Origin of the sequence: Pantoea sp. AG1095 (genome assembly GCF_003208415.1) — a bacterium.
Taxonomy (GTDB): Bacteria; Pseudomonadota; Gammaproteobacteria; order Enterobacterales; family Enterobacteriaceae; genus Pantoea; species Pantoea leporis.
In genome coordinates this window covers 291,809-314,458 of sequence record NZ_QKMJ01000001.1, presented here as the reverse complement: position 1 = coordinate 314,458, position 22,650 = coordinate 291,809, and the positions used below count along the sequence as shown (strand labels likewise).

23 protein-coding genes are annotated in these 22,650 nt (G+C 55.3%); 6 read left to right on the top strand and 17 right to left on the bottom strand.

Annotated features, from left to right (window positions below; translation table 11 throughout):
* Window positions 1-13: 13 nt before the first annotated feature.
* From rlmC to DEU53_RS01490, 10 genes are all read right to left on the bottom strand, one after another.
* On the bottom strand, window positions 14-1,150 hold the full coding sequence (rlmC, locus tag DEU53_RS01535; protein WP_110865828.1) for a 23S rRNA (uracil(747)-C(5))-methyltransferase RlmC: 1,137 nt from the start codon (window positions 1,148-1,150) through the stop codon (window positions 14-16).
* Between the two features lie 48 nt (window positions 1,151-1,198).
* Window positions 1,199-1,666 carry a YbjO family protein gene (locus DEU53_RS01530; RefSeq protein ID WP_110865827.1) on the bottom strand — a complete coding sequence of 156 codons (468 nt, stop codon included), beginning with the start codon at window positions 1,664-1,666 and terminating at the stop codon, window positions 1,199-1,201.
* Between the two features lie 74 nt (window positions 1,667-1,740).
* A complete protein-coding gene (gene potI, locus DEU53_RS01525; protein ID WP_101760983.1) occupies window positions 1,741-2,586 on the bottom strand; it encodes a putrescine ABC transporter permease PotI in 846 nt (281 codons plus the stop codon).
* Window positions 2,583-3,539, bottom strand: a complete 957-nt coding sequence (gene potH, locus DEU53_RS01520) for a putrescine ABC transporter permease PotH (protein ID WP_110865826.1) — start codon at window positions 3,537-3,539, stop codon at window positions 2,583-2,585. The genes potI and potH overlap by 4 nt, the downstream gene beginning before the upstream one ends.
* A gap of 9 nt (window positions 3,540-3,548) precedes the next feature.
* Window positions 3,549-4,682, bottom strand: coding sequence for a putrescine ABC transporter ATP-binding subunit PotG (gene potG, locus DEU53_RS01515; protein WP_158238594.1), 1,134 nt, complete (start codon window positions 4,680-4,682; stop codon window positions 3,549-3,551).
* A 114-nt stretch (window positions 4,683-4,796) separates the two neighbouring features.
* A complete protein-coding gene (potF, locus tag DEU53_RS01510; RefSeq protein WP_101760986.1) occupies window positions 4,797-5,906 on the bottom strand; it encodes a spermidine/putrescine ABC transporter substrate-binding protein PotF in 1,110 nt (369 codons plus the stop codon).
* Between the two features lie 372 nt (window positions 5,907-6,278).
* Window positions 6,279-6,758: a YbjN domain-containing protein gene (locus tag DEU53_RS01505; protein ID WP_110865825.1), complete on the bottom strand. Its 480-nt coding sequence runs from the start codon at window positions 6,756-6,758 to the stop codon at window positions 6,279-6,281.
* Window positions 6,759-6,845: 87 nt separating this feature from the next.
* Window positions 6,846-7,748, bottom strand: a complete 903-nt coding sequence (gene rimK, locus DEU53_RS01500) for a 30S ribosomal protein S6--L-glutamate ligase (protein ID WP_110865824.1) — start codon at window positions 7,746-7,748, stop codon at window positions 6,846-6,848.
* Between the two features lie 17 nt (window positions 7,749-7,765).
* Window positions 7,766-8,488 carry an oxygen-insensitive NADPH nitroreductase gene (nfsA, locus tag DEU53_RS01495; RefSeq protein WP_101760988.1) on the bottom strand — a complete coding sequence of 241 codons (723 nt, stop codon included), beginning with the start codon at window positions 8,486-8,488 and terminating at the stop codon, window positions 7,766-7,768.
* Window positions 8,489-8,504: 16 nt separating this feature from the next.
* On the bottom strand, window positions 8,505-8,756 hold the full coding sequence (locus tag DEU53_RS01490) for a DUF1418 family protein (protein ID WP_101760989.1): 252 nt from the start codon (window positions 8,754-8,756) through the stop codon (window positions 8,505-8,507).
* 181 nt (window positions 8,757-8,937) lie between these two features.
* Between DEU53_RS01490 and DEU53_RS01485 the strand changes: the two genes are divergently transcribed.
* Window positions 8,938-9,201, top strand: coding sequence for a GrxA family glutaredoxin (locus DEU53_RS01485; RefSeq protein WP_007887673.1), 264 nt, complete (start codon window positions 8,938-8,940; stop codon window positions 9,199-9,201).
* 33 nt (window positions 9,202-9,234) lie between these two features.
* Here the strand turns inward: DEU53_RS01485 and ybjM are convergent, their stop codons facing one another.
* Window positions 9,235-9,606, bottom strand: coding sequence for an inner membrane protein YbjM (gene ybjM / locus DEU53_RS01480; protein ID WP_110865823.1), 372 nt, complete (start codon window positions 9,604-9,606; stop codon window positions 9,235-9,237).
* 254 nt (window positions 9,607-9,860) lie between these two features.
* On the opposite strand from ybjM, the gene DEU53_RS01475 reads away from it, so the two are divergent.
* Window positions 9,861-11,549 carry an aspartate:alanine antiporter gene (locus tag DEU53_RS01475; protein ID WP_101760991.1) on the top strand — a complete coding sequence of 563 codons (1,689 nt, stop codon included), beginning with the start codon at window positions 9,861-9,863 and terminating at the stop codon, window positions 11,547-11,549.
* Window positions 11,550-11,910: 361 nt separating this feature from the next.
* On the top strand, window positions 11,911-12,516 hold the full coding sequence (gene ybjG / locus DEU53_RS01470; RefSeq protein ID WP_101760992.1) for an undecaprenyl-diphosphate phosphatase: 606 nt from the start codon (window positions 11,911-11,913) through the stop codon (window positions 12,514-12,516).
* A 66-nt stretch (window positions 12,517-12,582) separates the two neighbouring features.
* On the opposite strand, the gene DEU53_RS01465 is transcribed toward ybjG, so the two are convergent.
* The gene (locus DEU53_RS01465; RefSeq protein ID WP_101760993.1) at window positions 12,583-13,788 is read right to left on the bottom strand and encodes a serine hydrolase; all 1,206 of its coding nucleotides are present in this window, start codon (window positions 13,786-13,788) and stop codon (window positions 12,583-12,585) included.
* Window positions 13,789-14,063: 275 nt separating this feature from the next.
* Here DEU53_RS01465 and DEU53_RS01460 point away from each other — a divergent pair, with 275 nt between their 5' ends.
* Entirely contained in the window at window positions 14,064-14,720 is a 657-nt protein-coding gene (locus DEU53_RS01460) for an HAD family phosphatase (RefSeq protein ID WP_110865822.1), read from the top strand.
* A 1-nt stretch (window position 14,721) separates the two neighbouring features.
* On the opposite strand, the gene DEU53_RS01455 is transcribed toward DEU53_RS01460, so the two are convergent.
* A complete protein-coding gene (locus DEU53_RS01455) occupies window positions 14,722-15,855 on the bottom strand; it encodes a PQQ-dependent sugar dehydrogenase (RefSeq protein ID WP_110865821.1) in 1,134 nt (377 codons plus the stop codon).
* Between the two features lie 227 nt (window positions 15,856-16,082).
* A complete protein-coding gene (locus DEU53_RS01445; protein ID WP_101760997.1) occupies window positions 16,083-16,718 on the bottom strand; it encodes a carbonic anhydrase in 636 nt (211 codons plus the stop codon).
* Between the two features lie 315 nt (window positions 16,719-17,033).
* Between DEU53_RS01445 and rimO the strand changes: the two genes are divergently transcribed.
* Entirely contained in the window at window positions 17,034-18,359 is a 1,326-nt protein-coding gene (gene rimO, locus DEU53_RS01440; protein ID WP_110865820.1) for a 30S ribosomal protein S12 methylthiotransferase RimO, read from the top strand.
* On the opposite strand, the gene DEU53_RS01435 is transcribed toward rimO, so the two are convergent.
* Complete coding sequence (locus DEU53_RS01435) at window positions 18,356-18,805, bottom strand: DUF4385 domain-containing protein (RefSeq protein WP_101760999.1); 450 nt, start codon at window positions 18,803-18,805, stop codon at window positions 18,356-18,358. The two genes, rimO and DEU53_RS01435, sit on opposite strands and share 4 nt — an antisense overlap.
* Before the next feature lie 114 nt (window positions 18,806-18,919).
* On the opposite strand from DEU53_RS01435, the gene DEU53_RS01430 reads away from it, so the two are divergent.
* Window positions 18,920-20,581, top strand: a complete 1,662-nt coding sequence (locus DEU53_RS01430; RefSeq protein ID WP_110865819.1) for a methyl-accepting chemotaxis protein — start codon at window positions 18,920-18,922, stop codon at window positions 20,579-20,581.
* A 205-nt stretch (window positions 20,582-20,786) separates the two neighbouring features.
* On the opposite strand, the gene gsiD is transcribed toward DEU53_RS01430, so the two are convergent.
* Together gsiD and gsiC are read right to left on the bottom strand one after the other, a co-directional pair.
* Window positions 20,787-21,692, bottom strand: coding sequence for a glutathione ABC transporter permease GsiD (gene gsiD / locus DEU53_RS01425; protein ID WP_110865818.1), 906 nt, complete (start codon window positions 21,690-21,692; stop codon window positions 20,787-20,789).
* A gap of 10 nt (window positions 21,693-21,702) precedes the next feature.
* On the bottom strand, window positions 21,703-22,623 hold the full coding sequence (gene gsiC / locus DEU53_RS01420) for a glutathione ABC transporter permease GsiC (protein WP_110865817.1): 921 nt from the start codon (window positions 22,621-22,623) through the stop codon (window positions 21,703-21,705).
* Window positions 22,624-22,650: the final 27 nt, after the last annotated feature.

Genomic DNA, 22,650 nt, shown 5'->3' with positions numbered 1-22,650 from the left:
GTGCAGGTGAACGTTACGCCGTCCCACCCTTCTTGCTCAGCAAGCACAGCACTTCAAAATGCGCGGTATGCGGGAACATGTCGAACAGCTGTACGCGGCTCACGTCATAATTGGCCAGACGCGCGATATCCTGCGCCATGCTGCTGGGATTGCAGCTGGAATAGAGAAGGTAATCCGGCGCCATCTCACTGAGATAAGCACACAACTCTGCGCCAATACCGCGACGTGGCGGATTCACTAATACCAGCTGCGGCACCGCTTCCCGTGAAGTGGCGAACTGCGTGGAATCCAGCGCGGCAAAACTCACTTTTTCTAATCCCAGCTGCTGCGCCGACTGCTGCGCACAGGCGATGGCTTCAGCATTGATTTCGATGCCGGTCAGCTGCATTTCGGGCGTTGCGCAGTGCAGGCCAAATCCCCCGACGCCACAAAACAGATCCCACATGCTGCTCACCGGCAACTGCGCGACCCAATCGCGCGCGGTGGCATAGAGATTGGCTGCAACCTGTGGATTGGTCTGAAAGAAGCTTTGCGGGCGAATATAGAGCGGAACCTGATTAAAGCGCTCCGCTAGCGCCTGATCCGGCGTCAGCGCAATCTCTTCGTCGCCTTCAAGAATCGCCATATGCACCGGCTGAATATTGGCGGAAATCACCTTCAGCTGCGGCAGTTGCTGTTGCAGCCACGGCAAGGCGTCGCGCAGCTGCTGCAGCTTGCTGGTGGAACGCAGCACAAAACGCAGCATCATGCCGCCCTGCGTACTCTCCGTCAGCAGCAGAAATTTCAGCTCACCGCGTTTACGCGCCACGTTGTAGGGCGTTAAACCGGCGCGGGCGATAAAAGGTTTGAGCTGCGCGAACACCGCACTGAAGCTGTCGGGATAGAGCGGGCAAGCGCAGAGATCGACCGGTTCACCGTCGCGCGCCACCATGCCTAAAATCGGCCGCTCTACGCTCCCGCTGACTACCATTTTGGCCTTATTGCGAAACCCTTGCTGCGCGGATTGCACCGGCGGCAGCCATTCGCCCACCGGCTTTTCAGCCAGCAGTTGTTCAAGCAGCGACTGCTTATCGTTGAGCTGTTGCGGATAGGGTTTTTCCAGCCACTGACACGAACGACAGCGACCGGCATCATAAAGCGCGCAATGCATGCAAATGCCTGTAGTCAGAATCGGGAGAAAAAATGGGGGGCGATTGTATCACCGGCGCCGGAAAAAAGCGCGACTGCTGGCCGGCACAAACAGCAGCCCTAATACCAACACATCCGGGAGCTTTTGCAGCAGCGTGTGATGAATGATCTGCGCATTACTTTCACCGGGAATGCTAAAAATTTCCGGGTAGATCCAGCCCACCGATGCCATCAACATGTAGATCAGCACAATGATTTGCGTCGCGACATAGCCCCAGCGCCCACGATTGTTGCCGCGCATCAGAATAAAGGCGCAGCGCAGTTCAAACAGGAAAATCAGCTGGCTAGCGATAAAGATCAGGGTGGAATCCCAGGCTTGCGCGCTGCGATGCACGAAGTTGGCGAGTTCGTCGTAACCCAGTTCGTTGGCCAGCATCAACACGCTGAGGCAACGCGTAATGATGATAGCGCTGCCCGCCACCATCACGGGCACCGGTGTAGCGTTAATGATTGAACCGTGTTTCAGGGTTTCCGACATGGTGTCGCTCCGTAACCATAATAAAACGGGCCGATAAAATCAGCCCGTTCTTATAGTGACAAATGTTACGGCTTTCAGCCACGTTTTGCTTTCTGAATATCGCGTAAACGCTGCTTTTCTTCGTGCGCCATAAAGCGCCAGGCGATAAAACCAACTAAACCGACGACAAACAGAATCAGCGAGGCTAAAGCGTTGATCTCTGGATTGACGCCACGACGCACGGTGGCGAAAATCGCCATCGGCAAGGTGGTCGCGCCTGGGCCGGTCACGAAGCTGGCAATCACTAAATCGTCCAGCGACAAGGTAAACGCCAGCAGCCAGCCGGTAACGATCGCGGGCGCGATCATCGGTACGGTGATCACAAAGAACACTTTCACCGGCGTTGCGCCGAGATCCATCGCCGCCTCTTCAATTGAGCGATCCAGTTCACGCAGACGCGAATTGATCACCACCGCCACGTAAGCAGTACAGAAGGTCACGTGCGCCAGCCAGATGGTCAGCATGCCGCGATCGCTCGGCCAGCCAAGGGTGTTGCCCATCGCCACAAATAGCAGCAGCAAGGACAAACCGGTGATCACATCAGGCATCACCAGCGGCGCCGTCAGCATAAAGGCGAAGCCGTTGTGTCCACGGAAGCGGCCAAAGCGCACAATCACCACCGCCGCCATGGTGCCGAGCACCACCGCCATGGTGGCTGAGAGCGCGGCGATGGTCAGGCTGAGTCCCACCGCATCCAGCATCGCCTGATCCTGGAACAATACGTTGTACCAGTGGAACGAGAAGCTCTCCCATACCGTGACCAGCGGCGAACTATTGAAGGAATAAACCACCAGCAGCAGCATCGGCGCGTAGAGGAACATAAAGCACAGCAGCAGAATCACAGTGCGCCACGGAGAGCGAATAGTCGGTAACTGGCTCATTCTTTCTCTCCCACTTCACGGTTCTGATGCTTGTGGAACCAGATAATCGGCAATATCAGAATCAGCAGGATGATCACCGCCAGCGCGGACGCTACCGGCCAGTCACGGTTGTTAAAGAACTCCTGCCACAAAATACGCCCAATCATGATGCTGTCCGGACCGCCGAGCAGTTCCGGGATCACGTACTCGCCGACCGCCGGAATAAACACCAGCATTGAGCCGGCAATAATCCCGCCTTTGGTCAGCGGCACAATCACGCTGAAAAAGGTCTTCAGCGGACGTGCACCGAGATCCAGCGAGGCTTCCACCAGCGAATAATCTATACGCGTCAGCGCGGTATAAATTGGCAGCACCATAAACGGCAGATAGCAGTAAACGATCCCGATATACACCGCCGTGTTGGTGTAGAGGATCACCAGCGGATGATCGATAATGCCGAGCCACATCAGGAAGCGGTTGAGAATGCCGTTGTTGTTGAGCAGGCCCATCCACGCGTAAACGCGCACCAGGAACGAGGTCCACGATGGCAGGATCACCAGCAGCAGCAAAATAGTGCGCATTGACGGCTTGCTGTGCGCCACCGCCCACGCCAGCGGGTATCCGATCATCAGGCAGATAATGGTGGAGATGCCCGCCACTTTCAGCGACGTCAGGTACGCATCGGCATACAGCGGATCGTCGGTCAGCGTGAAGTAATTACCGAGATTGAGTACCAGATTGAGCTGACCATCGGCCCAGGTGACCAAATCGGTGTACGGCGGAATAGCGCGCGCAATATCGGCAAAGCTGATCTTCAGCACGATCAGGAACGGCAGCAGGAACAGCAGGATCAGCCACAGATATGGCATGGCAATCACCAGCTTGCGGCCGTGCTGCATCTTGATGCGCGTCGCCCAGCGCTGCAGCGGCGTGCCCACCACTTCGGGCTCGCTGCGTTGAGAAATCTGGCTCATATCGCCCCCTTAAACCGTCAGAACCACACAGCTGTCGGCGTCCCAGCAGAGACGCACTTCATCGCCCCACGTTGGCGCGCCTTTGCGGTAGCGGTGGGCGTTTTGCAACTGTGCGCTGATCATCTGGCCGCTGCGCAGGCGCACGTGATAAATCGACAGGTCGCCGAGATAGGCGATATGCACCACTTCACCTACGGCAAAGTTACAGCCATCGGCAGGCACCTCTTCGCACAGCATCACTTTTTCCGGACGCAGCGCCACATGGACCGGCACGTTATCGACGACAGAAACATCGGTCTGCACTTTCAGCGGATGCACCAGGCCCGGCGCATCGATGATCAGCGCGTCTTCACCGCGTTCGCGCAGTAAGCCTTCGAACACGTTTACCGAACCGATGAACTCGGCGCTGTAGCGGCTGGTGGGATGCTCGTAGATCTCTTCCGGCTCACCAATCTGCACAAATTTACCGCGGTTCATGATGGCGATGCGGCCCGCCATGGTCATCGCTTCTTCCTGATCGTGCGTCACCATTACGCAGGTGGCGCCGACGCGCTCGAGAATATCGACCACTTCGTGCTGCATGCGGTCACGCAGCTTTTTATCCAGTGCGCCCATCGGCTCGTCGAGCAGCAGCAGTTTTGGCCGCTTCGCCAGGCTACGCGCCAGCGCCACACGCTGACGCTGACCGCCAGAGAGCTGATGCGGCTTACGCTTCGCGAACTCCTGCATATGCACCAGCGACAGCATCTCTTCAACGCGGCTGCTGATTTCGCCTTTCGGCAGTTTGTCCTGCTTCAGGCCAAAGGCGATGTTCTGCTCCACCGTCATGTGCGGGAACAGTGCGTAGGACTGGAACATCATGTTGATCGGGCGCTGATACGGCGGAACATGGGAGAGATCCTGGCCATCCAGCACAATCTGGCCGCTGGTGGGCGGTTCGAATCCCGCCAGCATGCGCAGCAAGGTCGATTTACCACAGCCGGATGCGCCCAGCAGCGCAAAAATCTCACCTTTGTAAATGGTCAGACTGACATCATCCACGGCGTGCTGGCCGTCAAACGATTTAGTCAGGTTGCGAATTTCCAGCAGCGGCGTCATCGCCTTAGCCGTTTTATTTGGGGGGCGGGGAATCGCGTCGTTCACTAACATTTCTCCGGCGCTAAAATCGCGCGGCACAGCCAGCCGCTAAAAATGGCACAACAGAGGCCATTACTGCGCCTCTGCTGTCGTCTTCAGGCAATAATCGTTCAGAACGAATTACTTACCACTTTTTACTTTAGTCCATGCACGGGTGCGCACACGATCCAGTTTCGGATCCTGGACCTTGAGCACAAACAGTTTGGCCATGGCATCCGGCGTTGGGAAAATGCCCGGATTGTTGCGCACGTCCGCATTGATCAGCGGCAGCGAGGCTTTGTTACCGTTGGCATAGTTCATGTTGTTGGAAACATCAGCGATGACTTTGGGATCCATCATGTAATTAAGGAATTGGTAGGCGCCTTCCACATTTTTCGCGTCTTTAGGAATCGCGAACATGTCGAAGAATGCCAGAGCGCCCTGCTTTGGCACGATATAGCCGACATGCACGCCGTTGTTGGCTTTGTCCGCACGATCTTTCGCCTGCAGAATATCGCCTGACCAGCCAATCGCCACGCAGATGTTGCCGTTCGCCAGGTCGTTGATGTACTGCGACGAGTGGAAGTAACGGATGTTCGGACGCAGTTTCAGCAGCAAATCAGTGGCTGCGCCAGAGTAATCTTTCGCGTCAGAGCTGTTAGGATCTTTGCCAAGGTAGTTCAGCACAGTAGCGAAAATCTCTTCCGGCGCATCAAGGAAGGAAACCCCGCAGCCTTTCAGTTTTTCCAGGTTTTCCGGTTTCAGCACCAAATCCCAGCTATCCAGCGGCACATCTTTGCCCAGTGCGGCTTTTACTTTATCGACGTTATAGCCGATGCCGGTGGTGCCCCACAGATAAGGAATCGCAAATTTGTTACCCGGATCGTGCTGCTCCAGTTTCTTCATCAGATCGGGATCAAGGTTTTTGTAGTTCGGCAGCTTGCTCTTATCCAGCTCCTGGAATACGCCGGATTGCAGCTGACGCGCGAGGAAGCTGGACGACGGCACCACCACGTCGTAGCCGGTACTGCCCGCCATCAGTTTGCCTTCCAACACTTCGTTAGAATCAAAGACGTCATACACCACTTTATCGCCGGTCTGCTTTTCGAAGTTCGGCACGGTATCCGCCGCGATATAATCGGACCAGTTATACACATGTACCGTACTGCCTTCGGCCTGCACACCACCGGCCGCAGCCATCAATGCACCAGCAACCACACCTGACAACCATTTTTGACGTTGGTTGAACATGTTTTACTTCCTCCTGAGCGGGTCATCACAACGCTGCATACACGGCGATCCGGACGTTGCGTTTTCTGTTAAATCACAGGCACACAATGAATCAATATTCAGCGGGAGTTTAATAGCAAAAACCTATACCTGCGCTGAGGTTGCACGTCTCAAGCAGCCCCGCAAGAATAGCCCCCCCGCACCACCTTCACCAGATCCCAGCTTAAAAAACGCCTTTTTGCGATGAGTTATGCATGTTTCTGCTATGGGGTTTGGCACTAGTGGCATAAAGCACGACTAATATCTGGCAATAAAGGGCAAAGTGCAGAATAAAAAGTGGTGGGGCAAAAATGAAAACTGCCGCAAAAAGCGGCAGTTAGCGAGGCGGGGAACTCAGTGCAGCATCGCGTGGCTGCTGGAGCTCGGCTGTCGCTCCTCTTCTTCTTCAACCACCAGCAGGTGATTAGCAAAGGCTTCCATGATTACCATAGAAACGCCCTCTTCACTCTGCTTCATAAAGTGGGAGAACTGCCCGAAGGTTAATCCGGCGCTGGTACTGATCGACTGGCAGACAATCAGCTTCGGCAGATTGTCGTCCTGAATATCAACAAAGGCTTTAATCGTTAGCGAACTGGCATTGATCTGCGAGAGATCGCCCACCAGCGGAATCAGCGCCGTAGGTTTTACTTCTGCCAGCGCGGAGAAGAGGATAATGTTATCCACCAGGTCAATTTTTGCATCAAACACCCCGTCAAAATTCTGCATGTGCGGCAGGTGCAGTGCCTGACAGGCATCGCATTCGAACCAGGTGATATTTTGTTGATCCAGCCAGCGACGCAGCACGTCAATGTCCGGAACGACCAGTGAATCCATCGTAATATCCTGTGGGGTGAAGAAATAAGCGCCTTAGCTTACGGAAAAACCGATCTGGATGCCACGAAAACCGCTGAAAAGCGCCGGTTAGCCGCCGGTTTTAGGACGATAGCCGGGGCAAGCGTGCTGCTCAATCCACGTGATCATCATGGTGGCGATATCTAAACCGGTAATGCCCTCAATCCCTTCCAGTCCCGGTGAGGCGTTTACCTCCATAACCAGCGGACCACGCTGGGCGCGCAGGATATCCACACCGGCCACTTCCAGCCCCAGCGTGCAGGCGGCTTTCACCGCGATTTTGCGCTCCTGTTCAGTGATCTCCACCGCACGCGCTTTGCCGCCGCGATGCAGATTGGAACGAAAATCGCCCTCTTTCGCCTCGCGCTCAATCGCCGCCACCACTTCATTGCCAATCACCAGGCAGCGAATATCGCGCCCTTGCGCTTCCTTGATGAACTCCTGCACCAGAATATGGGCATTGAGGCCACGAAAGGCGTCAATCACGCTCTCCGCTGCCTGCCGCGTTTCCGCCAGCACCACACCGATGCCCTGTGTGCCCTCCACCAGTTTCACCACCAGCGGCGCACCGCCCACCATCGCAATCAAATCGTCAGTATCATCCGGCGAAGAAGCAAAACCGGTGATCGGCATATCAATGCCCTCACGCGCCAGCAGCTGCAGCGAACGCAGTTTGTCGCGCGCGCGGGTAATCGCCACCGATTCATTGAGGGGGTAGCTGCCGCGCACCTCAAACTGGCGCAGCACCGCAGTGCCATAAAAAGTGGTAGCGGTGCCAATGCGCGGGATCACCGCATCAAAATGCCCCAGCGCCTCGCCGCGGTAGTGCACTGCGGGCGAATCGGAATTGATGTTCATGTAGCAGGAGAGCGGATCGATCATCTGCACTTGATGGCCACGCTCCTCCGCGGCGTCGCGCAGACGCTTACACGAATAGATCGATCCATCGCGAGTGAGAATGGCCATTTTCATTGCAGAGTTCCTTGTGCTTAGCGCGTCGCCCAGCCCTGCTGATGCAGGTAATCCAGTATGAAGGGACGCGTTTCTTTAATAATCAGACGCTGAATCAGCTGACTCCAGGTTTCGGAACGCTGGTTGCTATCACGCTGCTGATAATAGGCGGTAATTTGCTCATCGTATTGCGCCAACAGGTTTTTATCGACTGCATGATAGCGGTTTTCATGTACCAGCATCGCGTGCGGCATGCGGGGTTTAACATCGGGTGTATCAGCCGGATGACCGATGCAGAAGCCGAACAGCGGCAGCACAAACTTCGGCAGTTCAAGCAGCTCGGTCACTTCAGCGATGCTGTTGCGAATCCCGCCAATAAATACGCCGCCAAGGCCCAGCGATTCCGCCGCCACCATGGCATTTTGCGCCATCAGCGCGGTATCAACGCAGCCGAGCAGCAGCTGTTCAGCACGCCCCAGTTGCGCATCCGGGCAGATCTGTTGATGACGATTGAAATCCGCACAGAACACCCAAAACTCCGCCGCCGCGCTGACCCAAGGCTGGCCGCCGGTCAGCTGGACCAGCTGCTCGCGCTTAGCGGGATCGGTGATACGAATAATTGAGGAGCACTGTAAAAAGCTGGAGGTCGAAGCCGCTTGTGCCGCTGCAATGATGGCGCTGCGTTGCGCCTCGTCAATGCCCTGTTCGGTAAAAGCGCGAATGGAACGGTGGCTGCACAGTAAATCGATAGTCGGCGTCATAAATTCTCTCCGGTGGTTACTTCTTTTTGTTGGAATGATTGAACAATTGCGGGGCCATCGCCTTCGCCGTGCGCCACATCATCATCCATGCGGCAGGCAGCATCAGCGCGATACCAAGAAAAAACAGCAGCGTCGCCAGCGGCTTTTTGGCGATGAAATCAGGTGCGCTCACCCAATCGTTGGTAAGCAACAAGGCGCCAATCACGGCAAGCACGCCGAGCACTTCGAGTAGCAACACGGGTTTGGGTAATGTGGCGAGATTACGCATGCGATGGTTCCTTGATTGTTCTTTCAGCGTTAGCCGCATTTTACCCAATGTATAGGCGGTAAGTATTAGAGTAACAGGTATATTCTTCTTCCTTTAAGCAGGATGGGCGGGCATGATGTGACGCATTATTCACGCTGTGATGTGATTCTAGTCACAAAACAGCAGCGGAAGGAGAGAAGCAATGATTGCAGTGATTTTTGGCCGTTCTAGCTGCCCTTACTGCGTACGTGCGAAAGAGTTGGCGGCGAAGCTGACCAGCGAGCGCGACGATTTTAACTATCAGTACGTGGATATTCAGGCCACCGGCATTACTAAAGCCGATCTGGAAGCCCGTGCCGGCAAGCCGGTGACAACCGTGCCGCAGATTTTCCTCGACGATCAGCACATCGGTGGTTACACCGAATTCGCTGCCTGGACCAAAGAAAACCTGGGTATCGAAGCCTAAGAGAACGGGCCTGCGGGCCCGTTTTTGCAGGTACTATTCGGCTCGCATCGCCAGCATAATCCGCAGCAAGCGCACCAGCAGCGCACCACAGCCCGCCCAAAACAGCGCACTCAAACTCCAGGCCACAATCAACAAGCCGCTGTGCGTCATTGGCACCGCCAGCATCAACCACATCATACCCAGCAGCGTACCGCCTAGCGCGACCCACAAGGTGCTGATAAGCGGACTTTCCGGCTGCAGTAGCGCCATCAAACATCCCGGCAGTAAAAACAGCAGTAATTCTGGCTGTCCGCGAACGGCTTGTTCACTGGCAGCGGACCAGAAATGATGTGCATAAATAAACACCAGCGTATAAAGCATCACGCCCAGAATGGATGCTGGCCAGCGATTATTGCGCTGCAACATAATTATCCTCAACTTTGACGTTAACAATTATGAAACTTTTACTGCCCTGATGCGCACGACTGGAAATAAAAAGAAACAGCTGGAGGCGAAAGGAATGAAAACTGCCGATAGCTGAGGGTGTTAATTATGATTAGAATGACGCCGCTTTAGATTTCGGCTTGAACGCTTTTGTTGCAAGAACCTTAACGTTCGGCACAAGATAGCGAAAAAAGCCCCTCTCATCAACTGGTTACAGGTTAAGAAGAAGTTAAACCGTGAACATTAACGTCGCAGAATTGTTAAGCGGAAATGACGTTCTGTTATTATTTGTCGTTTTAGCCCTCGGACTCTGCTTAGGTAAATTACGCCTCGGCTCGGTCCAACTCGGTAATTCCATTGGAGTCCTGGTTGTTTCGTTGATTTTAGGTCAACAGCATTTCGCCATTAATACTGACGCATTAAGTCTTGGCTTTATGTTGTTTATTTTTTGTGTTGGCGTCGAAGCCGGGCCTAACTTTTTCTCGATATTTTTCCGCGACGGTAAAAACTACTTCTTTCTGGCGATTGTCATGGTGGTCAGCGCGCTGTTAATCGCCCTGACGCTCGGCAAAGTATTCGGCTGGGATATTGGTTTAACCGCGGGCATGTTGGCCGGTTCAATGACCTCAACGCCGGTGCTGGTAGGTGCTGGCGATACGTTGCGGCAAAGCATTAGCGACAGCCATCAGCTCACTTTGATGCAGGATAACCTCAGCCTCGGTTATGCCCTCACTTATCTGGTGGGTTTAGTCAGCCTGATTTTTGGCGCCCGCTATCTGCCGCGCCTGCAGCACCAGGATCTGCCGACCTGCGCGCAGCAAATCGCGCGCGAGCGCGGCCTCGACGCCGATAGCCAGCGCAAAGTGTTTCTGCCGGTGATCCGCGCGTATCGCGTGGGTCCGGAACTGGTGGAGTGGAGCGGCGGTAAAAACCTGCGCGAGCTGGGCATTCATCGCCAGACCGGCTGCTACATCGAGCGTTTGCGCCGCAACGGTATTCTCGCCAGCCCGGACGGTGACGCGATGCTGCAGCTGGGCGACGATATCTCGCTGGTGGGCTATCCCGATGCGCACGCGCGTCTTGATCCCAGCTTCCGTAACGGCAAAGAGGTGTTCGACCGTGACCTGCTGGATATGCGCATCGTCACCGAAGAGATTGTGGTGAAAAATCACAACGCGGTGAACAAGCGCCTGAGTCATCTCAAACTGACCGATCACGGCTGCTTCCTCAACCGGGTGATTCGCAGCCAAATCGAAATGCCGATCGATGACAGCATTATGCTAAACAAAGGCGATGTGCTGCAGGTAAGCGGCGAAGCGCGTCGCGTGAAAAGCCTGGCCGATCGCATTGGCTTTATCGCCATCCACAGCCAAATCACCGATCTGCTGGCCTTCTGCGCCTTTTTTATCGTCGGCTTGATGGTCGGGATGATCACCTTCCAGTTCAGCAATTTCAGCTTCGGCATCGGTAACGCCGCTGGACTGTTGTTCGCAGGCATCATGCTGGGCTTTATGCGCGCTAACCATCCTACATTTGGCTACATCCCGCAGGGTGCGCTGACGATGGTGAAAGAGTTTGGCCTGATGGTGTTTATGGCGGGCGTAGGTCTGAGCGCGGGCAGCGGCTTGCAGCACGGTTTCGGCAGCGCCGGCGCGTTGATGCTGCTGAGTGGCTTGCTGGTGAGTTTGCTGCCGGTGGTGATTTGCTATCTGTTCGGCGCTTACGTGCTGCGTATGAACCGCGCGCTGCTGTTTGGTGCCATCATGGGCGCGCGCACCTGTGCGCCAGCGATGGAGATCATCAGCGATACCGCGCGCAGCAGCATCCCAGCCTTGGGCTATGCAGGAACGTATGCGATCGCGAATGTTTTGCTGACGCTGGCCGGTACCCTGATCGTGATAATCTGGCCGCTTTTGCCTTTATAAAAATATTTTTGCGCTGTCCAGAACTTTCTTCTGGGGTCGCAGTCTGAATAAGTGCCACTGCTTTTCTTTGAAATCCCCAAATTGTGGAGCCCGCCGGTCACTGACTTGCGGGTTTTTTTATGGCTGCCATTCTGCCGCTTAAGGTTCTTCTCAGACAAAAATTCCATCCTGCCACTCTGATGTCGATTTTTTAAATCTTCATGCAACTTTCATCAAAGTTAAACACTCCAACAACCCGCGATAAGATTAAGAGCGCGACTATTTATTCCTGGTTCGGACGCTTCTAGGCTATCAGCTTTATTTTGCAGACAATTTTGCTCTGCTGTTTTTCGGGTAAACAAGACGAGGACAAGGAATCGTGATGGAAGCATTGAACCACACGCTCTTTTTATGGATTAACGCTACAGAGGATTCACCGCAGTGGCTGATCACTCTGGCGACTTTTATCGCCAAAGATGTGATCGCCATCGTACCACTGCTGATTGTGGCGCTGTGGCTGTGGGGACCGCGCGATCAGGTGCAGTCTCAACGCGAGCTGGTGCTAAAAACCGGCATGGCGCTGCTGTATGCGCTGAGCATTTCGTGGTGCGTCGGCCAGCTGCTGCCGCATCCGCGTCCGTTCGCTATTGGTTTTGGCCATCAGTTACTGTCACACCGACCTGATGATTCCTATCCGAGCGATCACGGCACCACCATTTTCACCTTTGCGCTGGCATTTATCTTCTGGCATCGCCTTTGGTCAGGTGTGGTGTTGCTGGTGATAGGCAGCGCCATCGCCTGGTCACGCGTCTATCTTGGCGTGCACTGGCCGCTGGATATGCTGGGCGGATTCCTGGTTGGCTTGCTGGGTTGTCTGGCGTCGCACATGGCGTGGCAGCTGTATGGCGAACGCATGCTGGCGTTTACGCATCAGGTGTATCGCGCGCTGTTCGCCATGCCGATTAAGAAAGGGTGGATTCGTGAGTAAGCGATGGGGTCGCCATTAATGACGAGCCTGTAAAAAACGGTGCGCATCAAGCGCACCGTTTTTGTCTCAACTAAACCACTTCCCGAACCAGCCGTGGAATTTCATCATGATGAAATCCCAAATGCGGCCAACAAAGCCACCTTCCGGCACCGCTTCCATCGTCACCAGCGGACGTTGCTCAATGGTTTTGCCGTCCAGCTGGAAATCGATAGTGCCCACCACCTGATTCTTCTCCAGCGGCGCTTCCAGCTGCGGTGAATTCAGGGTAAAGCTGGCCTTGAGGTTTTTCATCTGCCCTTTTGGCACGGTGATCGCGGCGTCTTTTGCGACGCCAAGATTGACCTGGCTGCGATCGCCAAACCAAACGCGCTGCTGCGCAAACGGTTTATCGGCCTTAATCGGCGTCACGGTTTCATAGAAGCGGAAGCCCCACGTCAGCAACTTCTCACTTTCGCGGAAACGCGTGGCATCGGTCGCCGCACCGAGCACCACTGAAATCAGCCGCATATCGCCTTCGGTTGCCGACGCCACCAGATTGTTACCCGCGCCGGAGGTATGACCGGTTTTAATGCCATCCACCTTGAGATTGGTGCTCCACAGCAGACGGTTGCGGTTCATCTGCTTAATCTTATTGAAGGTGAACTCTTTTTCACTGTTGATCGCATACTCTTCCGGCACATCGCTAATCAGGCGCTGGCCGATAATCGCCATATCACGCGCGGTGCTGTACTGCCCTTCGGCGTCCAGGCCGTGTACCGTCATAAAGTGGGTGTTTTGCAGGCCAAAGGCCTTGACGTAGTTGTTCATCAACCCGATAAACGAATCCTGGCTGCCCGCGACATAATCAGCCAGCGCGATACAGGCATCGTTGCCAGATTGAATCACCACACCTTTATTCAGCTCAGAGACCGGAATGCGATCGCCGGGCTTAAGGAACATCAGCGATGAGCCGCGCAGCTTGGGATTGCCGGTTGCCCACGCATCCTGGCCGATGGTAACCATGTCATCGTTGTGAATCTTGCCCGATTTCAGCGCCTGGCCGACCACATAGCTGGTCATCATTTTGGTCAAACTGGCGGGATCGAGGCGTTGATCGGCATTGGATTCCGCCAACACTTTGCCGCTGTTGTAATCCATTAAAATCCAGGCTTTGGCGTCAATTTGCGGTGCCGCAGGTGCCTGTTCAGCCAGGGTGGCTGCGGGGATAAAGAGTAAAAGAAGTGAAGACGCAGCCAACGGCCGCCAGACAGAAGCGAAGGTGTTTTTTCTCATGAGCGTGACCAGATTGTCCTTGTTAAATCTCGGTTTTCTTGCAGGCAAGACATGTCTTGCCCCACGCTAACGGTTCAGGCCAGCGAAAAAAACCGCTCAATCGTAAAGTTTTATAGAGTTTATTAGAATAACCCTGGCACCAACCGCGCAGCGCCGCCACTTTTGCCCATCTGACTATTGAAAAATTTTGCGTGTAATTCCGATTTTTCGCAGAACGGTTAAGCCAGTCACAAATTTCCGCTAACCTGAACTCAGTCAGCCTGAGGAGAGCCGCGATGGACTTAGCCATTTTCGATTTGGACGAAACCCTGATTTGTGAAGACAGCACCAGCCTCTGGCTGCGCTGGTTGGTTTCACAGGGCTTTGCCCCCGAAGAGATCATCCAGCAGGAGAAAATCCTGATGGAGCAATATCACACCGGTACGTTATCCATTGAAGAGTATATGAACACCACGCTGGCGCCACTCGCCGGCATGGCTACGATGACCGTTGAAGGCTGGGTACGCCGCTTTATCCATCGCGACATCATGCCGCGCGTGTTCCCTGCCGCCCGCGAGCGTATTGAGTGGCACCAGCAGCGCGGCGACACGGTAATGATCATCACCGCCAGCGGCGATCATCTTGCGGTGCCCATCGCCGAACGCCTTGGTGTACACGGCGCGCTGGCGATAGGCGTGGAAGTGGTGGATGAACGCTACAGCGGACAAACCTACGGCACCATGACCTATCGCGAAGGTAAAGTGACACGCCTCAGTGACTGGAAAGCGTTACAGCAAGATCAACGCTTTGAACGCACCTGGGCTTACAGCGATTCGATGAATGATTTACCGCTGCTGGCACATGCCGATCATGCGTGGGTGGTCAATCCCAATCCGCTGCTGCTGCAGGAAGCACAACAGCGCGGATGGGAGGTGTGTAACTGGGCACGCTAATTTAACCGCGTGGGGCGCTGGCTGTGTCTGGCAGCCCCACTTTCAGCAGCTTGCCGTTGGATTCATCGGTTAGCACGTACAGATAACCATCCGGGCCTTGACGCACATCTCGAATACGCTCGCCACGATTTTCCAGCAATCTCTGCTCCTCCACCACTTTCTCGCCGTTGACCTGCAAGCGAATCAAACTCTTCTCTTTCAGCGCACCAATAAACAGGGAATTTTTCCACTGCGGGAAACGCGCGCTGTTGTAGAACGCCATGCCGCTGATGGCCGGCGAGACTTTCCAGAAATACAGCGGTTGCTCAGTGCCTTCCAGTTCACTACCCTTTGCTTCCGGCACTTTCTGCCCGCTGTAATCAATGCCGTGCGTCGCCAGCGGCCAGCCGTAATTTTTGCCCTTCTCGGGGATGTTGACCTCATCACCCCCGCGCGGGCCGTGTTCGCTTTCCCACATTTGCTGCGTCCACGGATTGAGCGCCAGCCCTTGCGGATTGCGCATGCCGTAGGACCAGATTTCCGCGCGCGCGCCTTGACGATCAACAAACGGATTGTCCGGCGGGATTTCACCGTCTTTGGTCAGACGCACGATTTTACCGGAGAGCTTATCCAGCTGTTGCGCGCTGCTGCTGGCGAAGTTGTCACCGAAGGCGATATAGAGAAAGCCCTGGCGATCAAATGCCAGTCGCGTGCCGATATTGGCGCCGCCCGACAGCTTCGGCGTTTGCTCCAGCACCACTTTAAAGTCACTCAGCTGACGGTTGTCATCGCTCAGGCGACCATAACCCACCACGCCACCAGCCCGACCGCTGGCATCGGCGGTGGTGTAGCTGAGCCACACGCGGCGGCTTTCGGCGAAGTCCGGTGCCAGCACCACATCCAGCAAGCCACCCTGACGATTCGCCCACACCTTCGGTACCCCGCCGATCGGTGGCGACAAGCCTTTACCCGGCTGCCAACTGCGCAGCTGGCCGGATCGTTCAGTGATTAACAGCGTTTGATTATCGGGTAGAAAAGCCACGGACCACGGATGGTCGAGCTTGTCCTGAAGCACCTGAACCTGCACATCGGCAGCGAATAATGGTAAGGACGTGCTTAAAGCGCCAAACAGCAGCGCGGCGGGCAGTAAACGCATGGCATTCTCCTTTATCGCAGTCTGCCGTAAAGCGTAGTCAGCGCGTGACAAAGGATGTGCAGGATTTACAAAACATTAAGCCCGGCACGCCGCCGGGCGAGAATTTACTATGCGGGGAAGGTCAGCGCATCGCGTACCATCTCGTCGATGCCCGGACGCAGATCGTTAAGTGTGATTGGCGCACTGTTGCGAGGATAACCACCTGCAATGCAGGTGGTTAGGCGGAATTACTCGAAGCAGGTTTCCGGGTTTTCCGACAGCGAAATAAAGGATTCACCGCCTTTGGTCAGGGCAATGATTCCGCCACTCTCAATATCATAAACCCATCCATGCAGGCGAATTTTGCCTTTACGCAGCGCTACCGCTACGGAAGGGTGTGTTTTGATATTGTTCAGCTGCGCAATCACGTTCTCTTTCACCATTTCGTTGAGACGCTTCTCAACGGAATCGTAGTTACGCTCTTCCACCACCGCTTTCGCCGCGTTGGCGTAGTGCAACCAGTGATCGACCGCGGGCATGGTTTCGAGATCGGCATTGGAAGCAATGGCGTTCATGGCACCGCAGTTAGAGTGACCACAAATAATAATTTCGGTCACGCCCAAAGCGACAACCGCGTACTCAATGGTTGCGGACACGCCGCCCGGCTCTGGACCAAACGGTGGCACGATATTACCGGCGTTTCGGATCACGAACAGCTGACCCGGCTCCGACTGCGTCACCAGCTCTGGCACCAGACGGCTGTCTGAGCAGGAGATAAACAGGGCTTTGGGATTTTGGTTGGATGCCAAACTTTTGAAAAGATCCTTCCTTTCAGGGAACACATTCTGTTGAAAATTCAGAAAACCTTTGACGATCTCTTGCATATGTCTGCTCTCACATTATCCACTTCTGCCCTGGCAGTGAGGATTCACTATCAGTGCGATTTGAAATTTTCAGCGAAGATAACAACTTACCTTCACCGACCCAACATTTAAGCAAAAGGCGCCAGCTTACACAACTCGGATCGCCACAGAGGGCCATTGCGCCAGCGAGTGAGCCGCACCGCCAACAGAGTTAAGCACAATCATCATGCATTAGTTACCCCATAAGGAGATTCTTACACAGCCTATACATTTTCCCCGGCAACCTCTGTACAATCGCCCCCCTATCCACACTAATTATGATGAATTTTTATCCTTATGAGCCATGTCAAAAATCCACCGCGCGTGGGGTTCGTCTCCCTCGGCTGTCCGAAAAACCTCGTCGACTCTGAACGCATCCTGACGGAGCTGCGTACTGAAGGCTATGACGTGGTGCCACGCTACGATGATGCGGAGATCGTCATCGTTAACACCTGTGGATTTATTGACAGCGCCGTACAGGAATCTCTGGAAGCGATTGGTGAAGCGCTGAATGAAAACGGCAAAGTGATCGTCACCGGTTGCCTCGGTGCCAAAGTGGATCAGATCCGCGAAGTGCATCCGAAAGTGCTGGAGATCACTGGCCCGCACAGCTACGAGCAGGTGCTGTCGCATGTGCACACTTATGTGCCGAAACCAGAACACAATCCGTTCCTGAGTTTAGTGCCAGAGCAAGGTGTCAAACTGACGCCGCGCCATTACGCTTACCTGAAAATTTCCGAAGGCTGCAACCATCGCTGCACCTTCTGCATCATTCCATCAATGCGTGGCGATCTTGATAGCCGCCCAATCGGTTCGGTGCTCGACGAAGCTAAACGTCTGGTTGAAGCGGGCGTGAAAGAGCTGCTGGTAATCTCACAAGACACCTCCGCTTACGGCGTGGATGTTAAACATCGCACCGGTTTCTGGAACGGATCGCCGGTGAAAACCAGCATGGTGAGCCTGTGCGAGCAGTTAGCCAAACTCGGCGTGTGGGTGCGTCTGCACTATGTTTATCCTTATCCGCATGTGGATGATGTGATCCCGCTGATGGCCGAAGGCAAGATTCTGCCTTACCTCGATATTCCGCTGCAGCACGCCAGCCCGCGCATCCTCAAGCTGATGAAGCGTCCCGGCGCGGTAGAGCGTACGCTGGAGCGCATTAAGCGCTGGCGTGAAATCTGTCCGGAGCTGACGCTGCGTTCAACCTTTATCGTCGGTTTCCCCGGTGAAACCGAAGAAGATTTCCAGATGCTGCTCGACTTCCTGCGGGAAGCGCGCCTCGATCGCGTTGGCTGCTTCCAGTACAGCCCTGTAGATGGCGCAACTGCTAACCAGCTGCCGGATCAGGTACCGGACGACGTGAAGCAGGATCGTTTTGATCGCTTCATGCAGCTGCAGCAGAAGATCTCCAGCGAACGGCTGCAGGAGAAAATCGGCCGCGAAGTGCTGGTGCTGATTGATGAAGTGGACGAAGAAGGTGCGGTGGGACGCAGCATGGCTGACGCCCCGGAAATCGATGGCGCGGTTTATCTGAACGGCGATCGTCAGGTGAAAGTCGGCGACGTGGTCCGCGTTAAAGTGGAACACGCCGATGAATACGATCTGTGGGGCACGCGCGTTTAACCATACTTCTGCTGGTGCGCACGCTTGCGCGCCAGATAGTCTGTATCCGCGCGCAGTTTATCCCAGCACGCTTTGAAAACGGCCGCCGCAGCGGCCTTCTCTTTTTCTGTGGTACGCGGCAGTTCGTTGCCCGCCTCGTCATATTTACGCCCGCCCTGATGATTACTGTAGCGGCGTGCACGCGTATAACCCATCTGAATATATTTGCGCGCCATGTCCATACCGACAAAATCGTCCTGCGCGCGATATGCCTCAAATAGCTGCATAATCTGCTGTGAAGATTCTTTTGCCAGCTCGACGGTGCGAAAACGCCAGTGCGGCAGAATCTCACTTTTATAGGGTTCGACCATCAGCACGCCCTGCTCGCCGCGCCCCACCTGATACAGCTCAGGCTGCTGGCGAAAATTGATGTGCTTGAAATCCTGCTCGTAGTTAAACGCTTTCATCTGTTTTTCCCGCCTCTCATCGTCCCGTGACGTAATTATTTCCTGCTGGCACTTAAGCGATTTGCTTTTATACCGATAACCTGGGTATTAGCCTACTTCCTCAGAGACGCACCTATGTTTAAACGAATGAAAATTGTGACAGCCATCATGATGATATTGGTGGTTTTCACCGCGATGCAGGCGATTTCCGGCTCGCTGTTTTTATCATCACTGATTACCGGAAAGCATAATTTCACCACCAGTAATCAGCTGTCACATCAGCAGCGTGAGCTGGCCGACGGTTGGCAAACGCTGGTGAAAACGCGCGTAATCATTAACCGCGTCGCCATTCGTATCCTGAAAAAACAAACGGATGAAGCGTCCGTCGCCGCCATCAACAAACTGCTGATCAGCGCGGGTGCGTCACTGGATGAAGCAAAGCAACATTATGACCTATACCAGAGCATGCCGCGCATTGCCGGACAAAGCGCTGATTCAGCCAGTGTAGTCGACGCTAAATTTGCTGCCTTCGCAGAATTACTGAAACAGTCGGCAGCGTTCCTGAAAGCCAATGATTACGCCGCCTATGGCAACCTTGACGCCCAGCAGGCTCAGGACGATCTGGAAGTCGCGTACAAGCAATGGCGCGAGCTCAACGTGCAGCTGCTGGCCGAGCGCAATGCGGAATATGATAATAACTATCAGCACATGCTGGTGTTGGTCGCCGTGATGGCGATAGTTGTGGTGCTGTTGCTGGTTGCGGTGTGGATTCTGGTGCGTCGCATCCTGCTGGCACCGATGAAGCAGGTGCAGCAGCAGATGGAGCGCTTCGCCGACGGCGATCTCTCCGCCCGTTTGCAGGTGGAAGGCCGCAGTGAAATGGCATCGATTGCCGCCAGCCTCAACCATATGCAGCAGTCGCTGCTCAGCACCATCAACAATGTGCGTGATAGTGCGGATGCGATTTTTGGTAGCGCCAGCGAGATTGCCACCGGCAATAACGATCTCTCTTCACGCACCGAGCAGCAAGCGGCATCGCTGGAAGAGACCGCCGCCAGTATGGAACAGCTGACCGCAACGGTGAAACAGAACGCCGATAACGCGCGTCAGGCCACGCAGCTGGCGAAAACCGCCTCGGAAACCGCCGACAAAGGCGGTAACGTGGTGGATGGTGTGGTGAAAACCATGCGCGATATCGCCGACAGCTCGAAGAAAATCGCCGATATCACCAGCGTGATTGATGGCATCGCCTTCCAGACCAACATCCTCGCGCTCAACGCGGCAGTTGAAGCGGCGCGCGCCGGTGAACAAGGACGCGGTTTTGCCGTGGTAGCGGGTGAAGTGCGCAATCTGGCACAGCGCAGCGCTCAGGCGGCGAAAGAGATCAAACTGCTGATTGAGAATTCCGTGCAGCGTGTCAACACCGGTTCGCAGCAGGTGAGCAGCGCCGGTGAAACCATGCAGGAAATCGTCAGCGCTGTTACCCGCGTCACCGATATCATGGGCGAGATTGCTTCAGCGTCCGATGAGCAGAGCCGCGGCATCGACCAGATTGGTCAGGCGGTCAACGAGATGGATCGCGTCACGCAGCAGAACGCCACGCTGGTGCAGGAATCGGCTAACGCCTCAGCGTCGCTGGAGCAGCAGGCCAGCAGCCTCTCTTCTGCGGTGGCCCGCTTCAAAACCGGCACGCGCCAGGCGACTGCAACGGTGGCGAAAGTGGTGAAACCGGTGATAACACCAACCCGCGCGCAGCCTGCCGCCGTGCACAGTAATGACAATTGGGAAACGTTTTAAGACCGGAGTGGTGCGGTTATTGAAGAGGTCGCCATAAATGGCGTAATGCCGATCAATCAAGCACCGCGTCAAATTACCGCACATTTCGTAGCGGCGCGATTTATCGCGCAATAAATTGCGCCGCTACAATGTGTGCGATCGATTATTTGAGTTTTCATCTTGTCACTGACGAGCCTTACGCCATTTATGGCGACCGGACCCACCATCAGGTCTTCAATTTGGGATCCAGCGCATCACGCAAACCATCACCCAGCAGGTTAAACGCCAGCACGGTGAGGAAAATCGCCAGGCTCGGGAAGATGGCGACATGCGGCGCAATTACCATATCGGCGCGCGCTTCATTGAGCATCGCGCCCCACTCCGGCGTGGGCGGCTGCGCGCCGAGGCCGAGAAAGGACAAACTCGCCGCCGTGATAATCGAGGTACCGATACGCATGGTGAAATAGACCACAATCGACGACACCGTGCCGGGCAGGATGTGACGCATAATTATGGTCCAGTCCGACGCGCCAATACTGCGTGCCGACTCAATATAGGTTTGATGTTTCAGCACCAGCGTATTGCCGCGCACCAAACGGGCAAACGCCGGAATGCTGAAGATCGCCACCGCGACAATCACGTTGCTCATGCCGCTGCCCATAATCGCCACCACCGCAATCGCCAGCAGAATGCCGGGGAAAGCGAACAGCACATCGCAGATACGCATGGTGATGCGATCCCACCAGCCTTCGTAATAGCCCGCCAGCAGACCTAAAACGGTGCCGATCAGCGCGCCAATCGCCACCGAGAAGAAACCGGCGATCAGCGAGATACGCGTGCCCACCAGCACACGGCTGAAGATATCGCGCCCCAACGAGTCAACGCCAAACCAGTGCATCAGCGACGGCCCTTCGTTTAGCCGGTCATAATCGAAATAGTTTTCCGCATCAAACGGCGCAATCAGCGGCGCGATAAATGCCACCACGATCAGCAGCAGCACAAACAGTCCGGCCAGCAGCGCCACATGCTGACGGCTAAAGCGCCGCCAGAATTCGCGCCACGGCGTACGTACCCGGTTTTCCGTGATAGTCGGCAGGGTTTTCAATGCCGCGGCTCGTCGCCAGTTCTTCAATTGCAACTCCTTACTTGTAGCGAATTGCCGGGTTGATTGCCGCGTACAGCACATCGACAATCAGGTTAATCAGGATGAACTCCAGCGAGAACAGCAGCACTTCGGCCTGAATCACCGGGTAATCGCGCATCTCGACCGAATCCACCAGCAAGCGGCCCAGGCCTGGCCAGTTGAACACCACCTCCACCACAATCGAGCCGCCGAGCAGGAAACCAAACTGCAGGCCCATCATGGTGACCACCGGGATCATCGCGTTGCGCAGGCCGTGTTTCACCACCACCAGCGATTCGCGCACCCCTTTGGCGCGCGCGGTGCGCATGTAATCTTCCTGCATCACCTCCACGAACGACGCGCGGGTGAAGCGTGCCATCACCGCCGCCACCGCTGCACCCAAGGTGATCGATGGCAAAATGTAGTGTTTCCAGCTATCCGCGCCAACGGTCGGCAACCAGCCGAGCTCGACAGAAAACACCTGCATCAGCAGCATGCCGAGCGCAAACGCCGGGAATGAGATGCCCGACACCGCCAGCGTCATGCCGATGCGATCCGGCCAGCGATTGCGCCACACCGCCGAGGTGATGCCAATCGCCATACCGAATATCACCGCCCACACCATGCTGCTGAGTGTCAGCCACAGCGTCGGGAAAAAGCGCGCGGCAATTTCGTCAATCACCGGACGTTTCGAGATCAGCGAATGGCCAAAATCGCCCTGCACCGCATTGATCATAAAGTGCCAGAACTGCTTGATCAGCGGCTGATCGAGGCCGAGATCCTGACGCACCAGCGCCACCACCGAGGCATCCGCTTCCGGGCCGGCAATCAGGCGCGCCGGATCGCCTGGCAGCAAATGGACGAACAGGAACACCAGCACCGCCACAATCAGCAGCGTGGGAATCAGTCCCAGTAATCGTTTGAGAAAATAGTTGAGCATGCGAAGTCCTGCGCAGCATCGGCCAGC

What these genes read in the sequence shown, in the direction of transcription:
- rlmC (WP_110865828.1), bottom strand. Translation starts at nt 1,150, where the DNA reads ATGCATTGCGCGCTTTATGATGCCGGTCGCTGTCGTTCGTGTCAGTGG.
- DEU53_RS01530 (WP_110865827.1), bottom strand. Translation starts at nt 1,666, where the DNA reads ATGTCGGAAACCCTGAAACACGGTTCAATCATTAACGCTACACCGGTG.
- potI (WP_101760983.1), bottom strand. Translation starts at nt 2,586, where the DNA reads ATGAGCCAGTTACCGACTATTCGCTCTCCGTGGCGCACTGTGATTCTG.
- potH (WP_110865826.1), bottom strand. Translation starts at nt 3,539, where the DNA reads ATGAGCCAGATTTCTCAACGCAGCGAGCCCGAAGTGGTGGGCACGCCG.
- potF (WP_101760986.1), bottom strand. Translation starts at nt 5,906, where the DNA reads ATGTTCAACCAACGTCAAAAATGGTTGTCAGGTGTGGTTGCTGGTGCA.
- DEU53_RS01505 (WP_110865825.1), bottom strand. Translation starts at nt 6,758, where the DNA reads ATGGATTCACTGGTCGTTCCGGACATTGACGTGCTGCGTCGCTGGCTG.
- rimK (WP_110865824.1), bottom strand. Translation starts at nt 7,748, where the DNA reads ATGAAAATGGCCATTCTCACTCGCGATGGATCGATCTATTCGTGTAAG.
- nfsA (WP_101760988.1), bottom strand. Translation starts at nt 8,488, where the DNA reads ATGACGCCGACTATCGATTTACTGTGCAGCCACCGTTCCATTCGCGCT.
- DEU53_RS01490 (WP_101760989.1), bottom strand. Translation starts at nt 8,756, where the DNA reads ATGCGTAATCTCGCCACATTACCCAAACCCGTGTTGCTACTCGAAGTG.
- DEU53_RS01485 (WP_007887673.1), top strand. Translation starts at nt 8,938, where the DNA reads ATGATTGCAGTGATTTTTGGCCGTTCTAGCTGCCCTTACTGCGTACGT.
- ybjM (WP_110865823.1), bottom strand. Translation starts at nt 9,606, where the DNA reads ATGTTGCAGCGCAATAATCGCTGGCCAGCATCCATTCTGGGCGTGATG.
- ybjG (WP_101760992.1), top strand. Translation starts at nt 11,911, where the DNA reads ATGGAAGCATTGAACCACACGCTCTTTTTATGGATTAACGCTACAGAG.
- DEU53_RS01465 (WP_101760993.1), bottom strand. Translation starts at nt 13,788, where the DNA reads ATGAGAAAAAACACCTTCGCTTCTGTCTGGCGGCCGTTGGCTGCGTCT.
- DEU53_RS01460 (WP_110865822.1), top strand. Translation starts at nt 14,064, where the DNA reads ATGGACTTAGCCATTTTCGATTTGGACGAAACCCTGATTTGTGAAGAC.
- DEU53_RS01455 (WP_110865821.1), bottom strand. Translation starts at nt 15,855, where the DNA reads ATGCGTTTACTGCCCGCCGCGCTGCTGTTTGGCGCTTTAAGCACGTCC.
- DEU53_RS01445 (WP_101760997.1), bottom strand. Translation starts at nt 16,718, where the DNA reads ATGCAAGAGATCGTCAAAGGTTTTCTGAATTTTCAACAGAATGTGTTC.
- rimO (WP_110865820.1), top strand. Translation starts at nt 17,034, where the DNA reads ATGAGCCATGTCAAAAATCCACCGCGCGTGGGGTTCGTCTCCCTCGGC.
- DEU53_RS01435 (WP_101760999.1), bottom strand. Translation starts at nt 18,805, where the DNA reads ATGAAAGCGTTTAACTACGAGCAGGATTTCAAGCACATCAATTTTCGC.
- DEU53_RS01430 (WP_110865819.1), top strand. Translation starts at nt 18,920, where the DNA reads ATGTTTAAACGAATGAAAATTGTGACAGCCATCATGATGATATTGGTG.
- gsiC (WP_110865817.1), bottom strand. Translation starts at nt 22,623, where the DNA reads ATGCTCAACTATTTTCTCAAACGATTACTGGGACTGATTCCCACGCTG.